We start from the raw sequence: 11706 nt of genomic DNA, 5'->3' as shown, positions 1-11706 counted from the left end.
TGGACACTTTGATAACTGTTAAGTATAAATAAATTACCCTATCAACCTTCCACAGGTGTGAAGCAAGGTATAAAAGAACCTGGATTATCCTGATCGCCGCTTTGTTTAAATACCACTTTTACTCTTTGGTCGATGTGTACTTCATCTAGATCACAATCCACGATATTTGTCATCATTCTCGGACCTTCATCAAGCGTCACAAAGGCGATCGCATAGGGAAATCCTTTTCGCATGACACTATACGTGTAGATACTGCCAGTGCCATTCACTTCTTTCCACGTCGTCTTATCGCTCATGCAATATGGACATAGCACACGTGGGTAATAATGATATTCACCACAGGATTCACACTGCTTTATAAGCAACTTTCCATCCTCCGCGGCCTGCCAAAACTCTTGATGTTCCGGATGAGTTTCAGGAATCGTCATCTTTCTTAATTGATACAGAGTTGCCATTGTCTACCTCCTCTCCAAGATCAATGTTGCACTGCCATGACGACTTGCCAGTCCGCCGCCAGTACCATGAACGAGTGCAAGGTCGCAATTTTCCACTTGTACCTCCGGTTGTGCCTCTCCGCGTAGTTGGCGCACAGCCTCTAATACTTTAACCATACCGCCCCTGCTCGCTGGGTGATTATTATTCAACCCGCCTCCATCGGTATTGACAGGAAGTTTCCCAACTCCTGAGATCAAGTTTCCATCAGCAACGAACTTACCGCCTTCGCCTTTCTTACAGAAACCTAAATCCTCGAGTTGAATTAATACTGTAATGGTAAAGCTATCATAGATTGATGCGTATTTAATATCTTGTGGCGTAACTCCAGCTTCCTCAAAGGCTGCTGCCCCAGACCATACAGCACCACTATAAGTAAGATCTACTTTACCGCCCAGTAAACCTTTAGGAGATTCTCCAGCTCCCATGACACGGACAAGTGGCCGTTTTAGCCTTTTTGCGATTTCAGGGCTTACCACTACGAGAGCACCACCGCCATCACTTACTACACAGCAATCCAAACGGTGTAAGGGATCGGCAATCATTGGAGACTCAAGTACGTCTTGAACAGTTACGACATCACGCAGCATGGCATTTGGATTGTACTGTGCATGGTGAGAAGCTGCGACTTTAATCCATGCTAGCTGTTCACTTGATGTACCGTATTCATGCATATGACGCATCGCAGCCATTGCATATTCATTTACAGCTGTTGGTCCAAATGGAAGTTCAAAAGGTGTATCTGGAACATTGGCACCCACAAGCTTCTGTTTAACACCACTTCTGCCTTCGGAACGTGGGCGTCCTCCCATGGTGATCAATGCTACATTACATTTCCCCGCTGCAATCGCCTGTGCGGCATGTGAAACGTGAGCAATGTAAGAAGAACCACCTGTATCCGTTCCATCGATATGGCGTACATTAAGCCCTAAATAATCGACCATAGATAGAACGCCGCCTGGTGCGTCACCAGCACAGAAGTAGCCATCTACATCTTTAAATGAAAGGCCGGCGTCTGCCAATGCGCCCCTGGCACATTCCGCATGGATAACTGCAACAGACTTGTCCGGGGCCTTACGTGTTGGGTGCTCAAACGCACCCGCAATATAGGCCATTCCTTTAATACTCATATTCCTTAACCTCCCCACGAAAATTACTGTCGTAAAACCAGGTAATACTGGCGCATAATTTTTCAATACTGGCGGATAACAAGTCAATACTGTCGTATAAGCACTCATTACTGTCGCATAACGAGTCAACACTATCGGATATGCGAATTAACGAGGTTCTTGTAATGTTAGGAATTTCGCCGGTGTATGCACCAAAAGTTGTTCAAATACTTCTTCACTAACACCTGCTTTTCGAAGATCGGGTAAAAACTCTTCAAATACATAATTGACTGAATGTCCTTTTAATCCTGGCCAGCCAAGAGCACAGCAATTGGCGTCAGCTGAAATAACGGCACGATCTAAAAATCCTTTATTGATGAAACGAAGAAAATGTTTGACACGCTCTTGACGTGGACGTGACCAATACGGTGCATTTGGCAACTCTGTATCATAGCCAAGGGTATCGAATCCAACTAAACCGCCTTTTTTAGCAATCATCTCATCGCGGTCGTCGTCTGCATCCTGACCAACATCTGCATGGCCCATTAACACACGGTCTAAAGGCAGGCCTTCCTCGTCAAAAATATTAATTGCGGTCATTGGGTCTGTTGATAAGTGTGTAATTATTGGTGCACCCGTTTTTACCGCAGCTCTTGCGGCAGCACGATAAATACGTTTATCAAGTTCGTTTAGTTTACCGCCACGACTTACGCCTACTTTAATCGCACCTGCTTTAGCACCCGTATCCTCAATCCCCACTGTCACTTCGTGAACAAACAGGTCTGTAAGATACTCCACTGATTTGTTACGGAAATATGGCAGTGCTGAGTCACCAGCTACAAAACCTGTAACAGCTACAATATGAATACCCGTTCTACGTGAAAGTACTTGGAAGTATTCAACATCGCGTCCATTTCCAATCCCCGTACAATCTACGAATGTTTTTCCGCCATGTTCACGGAATCGATTTAATCTTTGAAGTGTAACGTCAAATGCTTCATCTGGTTTTTTCCACCATTGTGTATCTAAATCACACCCAGGCAGACCGAACCCAATATGCTCATGCAATGCCGTGATTCCTAAATCTTCTGTAGCAATTGGTCCTAACACCGTATTTACCTTACCCATTTTTTTCACTCCTGACCTTGTTTTACTCAACTGAAGCTTCCACTTTTATTTTTATAAAAGCCGAAATTGGTCAACCTATAATAAATCAACAGGCTGGAACAAATTTCTCCAATTAGTAACCGAATATTCAGTGATTTTTTGCTCTGCTGAAGCATCAACAGTAAGTACACGCTGTGGATTTTCTTCTAATAAAATGTGGAGTTGTTCATCCGTTGCACCTGCTTTTCGTAATAATGGTACAAATGTTGCAAGTAAGTAATCGAACCCAAGATCATTCGCTTCATGACCTTTTGCTACTGCAACTGCATTTGTTGAAATAAGGACACGCTCTCCAAGACCTTCTGCAAATAATTCTAATACTAATTGAGCCCGTTGCTCATCGGTTACATAGCCTTCATTTGTAGACCATCCAATATGATCTAGTGCCACATAGGCACCCAGGCGTGCAATAGCGAATGCTTCCTTTCGTTCAACAGCAACTACACGGTCTAGCCCTCCGATAATCACTCGGTCTGGTGCAATACCCTCACCTAATAAAATTTCTAAGTCATGTACAGCATCTTCACCGTATTGTACAGATGCAGCTACTCCAGTTGTATTTGCAGCTTGCGCAACACCGCGGAACAGGTTTGTTTCAATTTCAGTCATTCCATTTTGACTGGCAATTGACGTTACTAATCCAGCCGAGGTTGATCGTTCAACGCGTGGGACAACAATACCTTCTACAATCTCTTTTGAGAACAAATTGGCAAATTTTTCTGCTGGCCACGGTGTAGGTGGATCGGTTTGCGGTGCAGTAAAATACCCTCCTAACATCGGTTCAGGTCCTAAACCAGTTGAAGCGACAATGTGCACACCTGTTGCTTTCGAAAGTGTCTGATAAAGCCACACATCACGACCATGGAACATCCCGCTGCTGTCGACGATGGTTTTACCGCCTAGTCGGCGGAAGTCAGTAAGCTTTCTTTTTAAGACCTCAAAGATCTCGCTCTTATCCATATTAATTTCAGGCGCAAATTCCGCACCAGGCACAACAGAAAGAAGTGATTCATGAATGAGCACAAAACCTAATTCTTGAGCTGGCACTGGTCCAAGAACAGTACGAACAATAGATGAACTTTTATCTTGTATTTTTTCTGGCATTATAAAACCCCCTATCAATTAATAGCTCCTCATTTTAAAGGTGTGGAAAACGCTTAATTTGTTTAAATAAAAAATCGTTTGAACAGACCGGTTGGTTTGTTGAATGGAAAATAATCTAAACAGACCGGTTGGTTTGGAGGTTTCAAAAATTAAAACTCCTAATCTTCAACATCATCTGCCAATCTCTACAAAGTAACAAAATTGATTTAAATAACTGGGACTGAACTACCTTACCTTCCCCATGATGCCGAATTTTCCTATGTAATCGCTTTCTCTGCGGAGGAGGCAGTAATGTCATCTCTTGTTGTTAGTTTTATATTATAATATTGTTATACCAAAGTCAAACATTTCTTATTTTTCTAAATAAATATTCTATTTATATTGGAGTTTATTATTTTGATTGAATTCTAATATAAAGGAGTTGTCGTAAAGTCAGCTTTGAAGACTTTGCAACAACTCAACCTTTTGTTCAGAGTTTAGAAGCGATCTGGATTTTAATTACTTGGTTTTTGCTTCTGCTCTAACTTCTTCTTCATCAAATTTGTTAATTTTATCGAGAAGTGAGTAATCAAATAGTTTTGTCACGTCTGAAATTTTATCTGTTAAGCCATTATTATCTACAAATTTCTGCCAGCGTTCTTCGGAAATATAGCCCCATTGACCATTATCCGCCGGACTAAAATTACCGACTGTTACCTCTAAAGAAACCTTGGCTTCCTTTGCAGCCTGCTCTTCCGATTTATCAGTTGGCTTAGATGCAGGATACATTTCCCAGTTCACTGCCACTGCCTTATCCGGATTCTCTTGAGCAAAAATCGCTGATTTCAAAACTGCGCGAATATAACGAGCAATCGCATCTTTTTTCGCACCATTCGTATCCTTGCGAATAACAAATCCGGCTGCAAAGCCTTCTTCAATTTCTGTAGGGAAAGGTAAAATTTTTGTTTCCTTTCCAGTCACCAGCGAGGCAATAGCTATGTCACCTTGATTTCCTACATAGGCATCAATATCTCCTTTTCCTAACGCTTCCATTGCTGCGGCTCCACTGCCAATCGTAACAGAATCAATCTTAGAAGGATCTCCTCCATCTGCTTTTACATTTGCCTTCATGAACGTTTCAAAAGGTGCACCTAACGCAGTCATAGCAACTGTTTTCTTCTCAAGTTGTTTTGGAGACGAAATATCACTAGATTTTTCTACAGCAATACCAAACACTGGTTTTTGATAAGGGGTGAAAATATAACTTAGTCCCTGATCATTTCCCTTTGCCATAGGAAAAACAAGAGCATCAGGTTGAGAAATGGCGATATCAGCCTTGCCGGCAACTACAAGTCCAATCGCCTCTGCTGGTTTTCCAGCTAATGCAACAATTTCAACATCTAATCCTTCCTCTTCAAAAAAACCTAATCCCTTACCTAGCCAGAGATAAGCTCCACTCGGTGCTCCTGGCACAAACGGAATAGCTATTGTGACTTTATCTTTCGACTTACCTTCTGAACCTGATTTTTTATCTGATGCTCCATTGCTAGAAGAACCATTACTACTTTCAGAACATGCACTAAAAACTAGTAATACCGCTAACAACAAGGTAAATATGGACATTTTTTTAAAATTCCGAATCTTCAACATATCAACTGCCCCTTTTCTATCATTGATATTTTACGTCCCTACTTGTAACTTTCGCTAAGTTTTCGTCTTTCTTATTTCCTGCTTCGCTCTGCATCAGACCAAAATACTAACTTTTTACGGATAAGGTTCAAGATCATGGTTAAAAGCCAGCCAAGGATAGCTAGAACCGTTAGGACACCGAAGATGCCACCAGTGTTCAACACTTGTTCCATTTGAATGATGAGTACCCCCAGCCCTTCACGACCAGCAAGAAACTCCGCAACAATAGCTGCTGTCATTGCTTGAACTAACGCAACTTCAAGCCCGGCAAATAAGAATGGCAGCGACCCTGGCAATACAAGCTTACTAAAGATTTTCCATTGCGAAGCACCCAGTGAACGCATTACTGCTAGTCGCTCCGGTTCCACAGATTTGAAACCGCTTAAACCATTTACTAGTACTGGGAAAAAGACAATCAGAATAACGAGAGCAATTTTTGAACCTACTCCAAAACCAAACCAGATGATAATTAGTGGGGCAATCGCAATTTTAGGAATGCTTTGAAAGGCCACAATAAACGGTTTAAATACACGTTCAAGCAATGGAATTTGAGATAACAATAAAGCAAGGGCAATACCAACAATCGCTCCAATTATGTATCCGAAAAGAACCTCATAAAGGGTACCCAGGATATGTGTATAATAATTTAAAGAATTATCTGGATTTAAACCACTGGTAAAATTTTGCCACACGGATAATGGTCTTGGAAGAATCACTGACCGAATGTCAAAAATAGTAATCAACAAGTCCCATAAAAAGATAAATGCAACAAACACAGCAGGTATCAATAAGTAATCCAGTCGAAAACGGCGCATTTTCGTAACAGTAGATTTTTTTTGAGTAGTTACTACAAAGGGCTTTTCCATGTGTTTATCTCCCTTCTCCATTTCATGTTATTCCCCAATTGTTGCGCCAAGTAAATGACGAAGATGGCCGGCAGCCTCACTGAATCCCGGTGTTGACATGACGTCAAGATTTCTAGGTCGTGGAAGATTAACTTTGAAGTCTTCTGCTACTCTCCCCGGACGAGGTGACATCACTAACACGCGATCTGCCAAGAAAAGGGCCTCCGTCACACTATGAGTGATGAATACAACTGTTTTGCGTTTCATCTCCCAAATACGCAGGAGCTCTAATCCCATGGTTTCTCGTGTTAAAGCATCCAAAGCGCCAAATGGTTCATCCATAAATAGAATTTCAGGGTCGTGCATCAGCGCCCGCGCGATACTAACACGCTGCTGCATTCCGCCGGATAATTCATACGGATATAGTTTTCCTGAATCACCCAATCCCACTAATTCTAGTAATTCTTGTGCACGGACCTTCGCTTGAGACCGTTCCAACCCCAGTACTTCAGCACTTAACATGACATTATCTAATACCAATCTCCAAGGAAAAAGCGCTGGCCGCTGAAACACAATGCCAATGTCACGGTTCGGGCCTTTCACATCTTTCCCTTTTAATTGAACTTGTCCTGATGTAGGTTTAACCAATCCCGCCATAATCTGCATCAATGTACTTTTCCCACAGCCACTGGGTCCGAGAACTGCTAGAAATTCGGTATCACCTATACTGACATTCACATTATCAAGAGCCACCACTGTGTTGCCAGAAGTAGTCTTAAATCTCTGGTCAAGATTACAAACTTCAATGATCGGTTCTCGCACTGATAACGTTTTCTCAAGAACGGTGCTAGTAAATGCATTAGTAGTCATCATCATTCCTCCCATCCATCTTTGAATGCCTTATTTCTCTGCAATCGCTTTCTTTTTCTTCAAAAAAAGAAAAGTAAATCACCCTTAAGTTTATAACAAAATATTATAATATTGTTATACCAAAGTCAAATACTTTTCTAACTTTTCTAAATATAAAGAAAATTAGACTTACTAGTTTCCTAGTTATAAATAATTTTTAATGATGATGATGTTCTGCAGGATTTTGATTGGTATTATTTAAGTTAGGTTGAGACTCATAGAATGACCCCACCATAATAATAGAACTCAAAGCTACAGTAACAAAGGCAATTAGAATGGACAGGACTTTAATTCGCCCTCCATTAGACTCCGTTTTTTTACGGTACCTGTTTCTTGTTTAATAGCATTACTAAGCAGGCTAATAGAAAATGAAAATAGAATGAGTAAAATGAAGTTTAAGATAGAAATAAAATTGGGTACTAACATTTCACCCAACATGGGTCCCATCAACCCACCCATAACCCCTGCCATCATACCTTCTAGAATAGTTAATGGATTAAAAGGTAATCCGATAATAATTCCTATACCGATCCCAATAATCATGGCCACTATCGTATTAATTGAAAAACTAAGGTTAAAAGCTAGAACAGTTCCCGTTAATAGATCTCCCATAGACCCCATCATCATCGCGGCCATCATAGCAGTTGTACAAGAAAGTTCTTTGCGTACTGTAAAGAGTAACCGATAGATCTATACAGTCCCAAGGATGATGGCGAAAAATACAAGTGCTTATGTAAACAAAGATATCATGATTTACCCCTTCCTTTTCTGAAGACTTAGTAACGTTTAGTTTTTATATTTTGAAGCAATTAGATAAGTTTTTTTATCCATTTAGTTGATTAGCCTGGTCTTTTTCCAAGAAAGCCGGTTCCTCATCTTGTGTTGGTGCCATCCGGGATAATTCTTGATATCTATCGGTAATTGGCTTTCTGATAGCCTGATATTTTTGTAACGCTTCCATAATGGAATCAGATTCACTTAAACATTCAGCCAAAACTCCTGCATCTTGGATAGCCATATTTGCGCCTTGACCTAGATGATGTTGCATGGCATGGGCGGCATCCCCTAGGAGTGTGATACAATCCGAATGCCAACGATCGATAGGATCGATATCATATATCGCTCGGCAAGTGTACTCTTTTACACTTTCAGCCGTCTTTATGATATTAGAGTCAAAGTTTGATAAAAGTTTGATAATATCATTTTTCTCTACCATTGGTCTCCATGCAGAGTCTTCCGATTGTAACGTAACATCAAATGAAACTTCCTTTCTATGGTGTAACGGTAAGACATATATTTGGGTACTGCCATCTACGAAAACTTTAAATACGTCATCAGGAACCAAATCAAATGCCTCTTTGTTTTTAACAACCGCTCGGTAAGCATGGGTTCCAGAATAAATAGGCCCTTTATCGCTAAATAACTGCGATCGAACCGTAGAACGAATACCATCTGCTCCAATAACTAAATCTGCTTCAATCAAATGACCGTTCTCAAAATGAACTTCAGCATAATTCCCGTAATCGATGATCTTATCCAACCTGTGACTTAAGTGGATGGAATCTGGTGGTAATTGATTCAGAAACGTCTCAATCAAATCTGCTCGATGAATTAATCTCGCCCATGTTTCATCAGGGTTATCAGTTAAAAGCGGCCATTTTTCATTCACTAAAATATGCCCATTAGATGTTACCACTTGCATAATATTACTTTGCAAACTCTTACTCTTTAATTCTTCATAAATCCCCCAATTTTCGAAAAAGTGAACGGTTGATGGACGCATGCCTACACCTGCACCAACTTCTTTTATAACTGGGGCTTGCTCATAAAGGTCTGCGCGAATACCTACACGTCGTAATGCAACCGCAGCTGCGGCACCACCAATCCCCCCTCCAATAATGGCAATTCTTAATGTAGATTTTGATTTCACGAATTTTTCCCCCTTATATTTTGAGATAGTTTCTCTTTTTAATAGCTTAGGGCGATGATATTAGAAGGGAATTGCGGAGTCGCCCTACTAAAGCCCTGCACATAATAGGTAAATTGGAGTAGCTGCTTTTAGAAGCTACCCGATAAAAGAATTCTTACCTAATAAATTGTGTTTTATTTAAATGTGGTGCCCTCCGCACGAACATGAACCTTGAGAACTTGGCACCTTCCACAAAGGATTATTACAATACTTTGGATCAGCACCCACCATACTCATAAACATAGGATGATAGTTTTCACAAATATTTAATTCTGCAAGAACCCATTTTTCAGGATCTTCCGCATAATGCTTCCAGTAGTCTCCTGTCATATTCAGACCAGGTACAGCAGGATTCCAAGACTCGGCTAATAAAAGATCTGGGTCTCCATATTTGGCGGCAATTTTACGAATCTCTGGATCATCCAATCCCATCAAATGCCCGTCCTGAATAATCGTTTCTGTTTCTCCCCCGATCATTTCACATGTCACCGTTGGAAAATACAGATGGACATGCCAATGACCCACAGGCAATCCCATTTTGGCCTTCAGCAGCACTTGAAATGATTGTTCCAAAACCGATATGAATGACCCCGCTGCGCATACGCTCATAAAGGCAGTTTAGCCAGCCAGTGAGAAACCCTTTTCTTGGACGGTGAATATGCGGGTTCGTACCGATGGAAGCTTCCCACCACCGGAAAAGTCATTTATCTGGAAATCCAGGATAATGCAGGTGATCTGTTTCAGCTTTTAATTTACGCAGTTTATCTCCAAATTCACCACCCTCATAGATTTCTGTTATCTTCCCACTATCAACCTTCATGCCAATCTAAGGAACAGGTCCGATATGGTTTGTTGTAGCTGCGATATAACCCGTTGCGTCTTCTTTCGGAAGATACAACCATGGCCGGCCTAATACGTGACCTGGAAGGTTTGTTTTTCCAAATTCTTCATTACCAGCCCAAAATCTAGAAACCAAATCAGGATTTAAAAATTCTCGTTTTGAATCCCAATATTCATCATGATTGGTATAACTTAAATCCGTTCTTTCTGGATCTTTAATGTGAATCCTGCGGGCATCGTGGTGTTTGTTTTTCAATTAACGGCGGAATTGAAAAGTTTGGTTTTTGCGGTAAAGTATTGATTTTCTCAATATAAGTCATGTATTTCGCTCCTTATTTAACAAATTTGAACATCCTATTAACTCAATATTATTAATATTAAGTTTTTTTGTAAAATATATATTTCATTACTTATTTATATTTATCGCATATAAATACTTAACCAACTTTAATCTTCATTAAATTTAATTCTATTAATCCAATCATCACTCCCATTTTATTTTTTATTTATATGTAAAATATATAAACAATCCTTTACAATAGGGTTTATTAAATAACTTACTTATGAAAGGGATGTTTAATAATAGATATTCGTCACTTAAAATATTTCATTACGATTGTCGAAGAAGGGAAAATCTCACAAGCAGCCAAACGCTTGAATATGGCCCAACCCCCTTTAAGTCAACAATTAAAACAATTGGAAAACGAACTAGGTGTTACACTTTTTGAAAGAAATACTCGAAAGTTGATTATCACTGAAGAGGGAATGCTTTTTTATAAACGGGCTAAAGAAATACTAGAATTATTAACGGGAACGGTAGAAGAAGTGAAAGAATTTTCCGAGGGTACTAAGGGGACATTGTCGATTGGGACAATTGCCTCACTTGGAGCCCAACTTTTGCCTGAGAGAATACGTGATTTTCAAATCCACTTTCCGGATGTTCAATTCCAAGTATGGGAAGGAGATCCCAATCGGATCATGGAGTTAGTTGAAAACCGTATTATAGAATTGGGGATTGTTAGATTACCTATTGATAACAAAATTTTCGAGATGATTCATTTACCTGATGAACCTATTGTTGTGGCGATGAGTAATAAATGGAATACTGACAAGGATAGACCTTATATTATGCTATCGGAACTTGAGGATAAGCCATTGATGTTACTTCGAAGACAGCAAGGCACCTCGATGTACAACGAAGATATGTATACAGCAGACGTTGTGAAGACAGCATGCTTAAACGTAGGATTCGAACCTAAAATTATTTGTGAAAGCAGTGATATCATGACGCTATTAACATGGGCTTATCATGATATCGGGATTGCCTTAGTCCCAAAATCTGCAATGAACCTCATCCCGAACACTCAGCTTATTTTCAAAGAAATTATCCGCCCTTCTATCATGGCACGACCGCCAGCATTAATTTGGTTGAAGGGAAGATACCTTTCTTCTATATCGAGAAAATTTATGGAATATTTCCATATGGATGATACTGTGATTAAAAGTTGATTTCGTTGATCTCAGATTTTAACGAATAATAAATATTATCTATATAGTAAACTTTGTGTGTACTGCTATGCTAATATGGGATTAAGGTCTATAG

At 40.1% G+C, this 11706-nt stretch carries 12 protein-coding genes; 1 reads left to right on the top strand and 11 read right to left on the bottom strand.

The window, feature by feature from the left end:
* Nucleotides 1-41 precede the first annotated feature (41 nt).
* From BR30_RS0120095 to BR30_RS37415, 11 genes are all read right to left on the bottom strand, one after another.
* The gene (locus BR30_RS0120095; RefSeq protein WP_155928728.1) at nucleotides 42-455 is read right to left on the bottom strand and encodes a Zn-ribbon domain-containing OB-fold protein; all 414 of its coding nucleotides are present in this window, start codon (nucleotides 453-455) and stop codon (nucleotides 42-44) included.
* Between the two features lie 3 nt (nucleotides 456-458).
* Nucleotides 459-1622 carry a thiolase domain-containing protein gene (locus BR30_RS0120090; RefSeq protein WP_026566572.1) on the bottom strand — a complete coding sequence of 388 codons (1164 nt, stop codon included), beginning with the start codon at nucleotides 1620-1622 and terminating at the stop codon, nucleotides 459-461.
* Nucleotides 1623-1769: 147 nt separating this feature from the next.
* A complete protein-coding gene (locus BR30_RS0120085) occupies nucleotides 1770-2729 on the bottom strand; it encodes a phosphotriesterase family protein (RefSeq protein WP_026566571.1) in 960 nt (319 codons plus the stop codon).
* A gap of 75 nt (nucleotides 2730-2804) precedes the next feature.
* Nucleotides 2805-3872, bottom strand: a complete 1068-nt coding sequence (locus tag BR30_RS34025; protein ID WP_051633686.1) for a phosphotriesterase family protein — start codon at nucleotides 3870-3872, stop codon at nucleotides 2805-2807.
* Nucleotides 3873-4370: 498 nt separating this feature from the next.
* Nucleotides 4371-5501 carry an ABC transporter substrate-binding protein gene (locus tag BR30_RS0120075; protein WP_026566570.1) on the bottom strand — a complete coding sequence of 377 codons (1131 nt, stop codon included), beginning with the start codon at nucleotides 5499-5501 and terminating at the stop codon, nucleotides 4371-4373.
* 71 nt (nucleotides 5502-5572) lie between these two features.
* The gene (locus tag BR30_RS0120070) at nucleotides 5573-6406 is read right to left on the bottom strand and encodes an ABC transporter permease (RefSeq protein WP_026566569.1); all 834 of its coding nucleotides are present in this window, start codon (nucleotides 6404-6406) and stop codon (nucleotides 5573-5575) included.
* 27 nt (nucleotides 6407-6433) lie between these two features.
* Nucleotides 6434-7255, bottom strand: a complete 822-nt coding sequence (locus BR30_RS0120065) for an ABC transporter ATP-binding protein (protein WP_081825512.1) — start codon at nucleotides 7253-7255, stop codon at nucleotides 6434-6436.
* Nucleotides 7256-7564: 309 nt separating this feature from the next.
* Entirely contained in the window at nucleotides 7565-7933 is a 369-nt protein-coding gene (locus BR30_RS0120060) for a hypothetical protein (protein WP_155928726.1), read from the bottom strand.
* A 184-nt stretch (nucleotides 7934-8117) separates the two neighbouring features.
* Entirely contained in the window at nucleotides 8118-9224 is a 1107-nt protein-coding gene (locus tag BR30_RS34020) for an FAD-dependent oxidoreductase (RefSeq protein WP_035445749.1), read from the bottom strand.
* Between the two features lie 177 nt (nucleotides 9225-9401).
* Nucleotides 9402-9872, bottom strand: coding sequence for a hypothetical protein (locus BR30_RS37420; protein WP_231507755.1), 471 nt, complete (start codon nucleotides 9870-9872; stop codon nucleotides 9402-9404).
* Nucleotides 9873-10089: 217 nt separating this feature from the next.
* On the bottom strand, nucleotides 10090-10359 hold the full coding sequence (locus tag BR30_RS37415) for a hypothetical protein (RefSeq protein WP_026566565.1): 270 nt from the start codon (nucleotides 10357-10359) through the stop codon (nucleotides 10090-10092).
* Nucleotides 10360-10682: 323 nt separating this feature from the next.
* Here BR30_RS37415 and BR30_RS0120035 point away from each other — a divergent pair, with 323 nt between their 5' ends.
* Nucleotides 10683-11612, top strand: coding sequence for a LysR family transcriptional regulator (locus BR30_RS0120035; RefSeq protein WP_331280811.1), 930 nt, complete (start codon nucleotides 10683-10685; stop codon nucleotides 11610-11612).
* Nucleotides 11613-11706 lie beyond the last annotated feature (94 nt).

It is taken from the genome of Bacillus sp. UNC41MFS5, assembly GCF_000686805.1.
Note: the sequence above shows the minus strand (reverse complement) of the source record. Positions and strands in the feature narration are given on the sequence as shown.

Bases quoted from the DNA above. Each gene is read 5' to 3' on its own strand.
- BR30_RS37420 (WP_231507755.1), bottom strand. From the start codon at position 9,872: ATGAGCGTATGCGCAGCGGGGTCATTCATATCGGTTTTGGAACAATCA.
- BR30_RS0120085 (WP_026566571.1), bottom strand. From the start codon at position 2,729: ATGGGTAAGGTAAATACGGTGTTAGGACCAATTGCTACAGAAGATTTA.
- BR30_RS0120075 (WP_026566570.1), bottom strand. From the start codon at position 5,501: ATGTTGAAGATTCGGAATTTTAAAAAAATGTCCATATTTACCTTGTTG.
- BR30_RS0120065 (WP_081825512.1), bottom strand. From the start codon at position 7,255: ATGACTACTAATGCATTTACTAGCACCGTTCTTGAGAAAACGTTATCA.
- BR30_RS0120070 (WP_026566569.1), bottom strand. From the start codon at position 6,406: ATGGAAAAGCCCTTTGTAGTAACTACTCAAAAAAAATCTACTGTTACG.
- BR30_RS34025 (WP_051633686.1), bottom strand. From the start codon at position 3,872: ATGCCAGAAAAAATACAAGATAAAAGTTCATCTATTGTTCGTACTGTT.
- BR30_RS0120060 (WP_155928726.1), bottom strand. From the start codon at position 7,933: ATGATGGCCGCGATGATGATGGGGTCTATGGGAGATCTATTAACGGGA.
- BR30_RS0120095 (WP_155928728.1), bottom strand. From the start codon at position 455: ATGGCAACTCTGTATCAATTAAGAAAGATGACGATTCCTGAAACTCAT.
- BR30_RS0120090 (WP_026566572.1), bottom strand. From the start codon at position 1,622: ATGAGTATTAAAGGAATGGCCTATATTGCGGGTGCGTTTGAGCACCCA.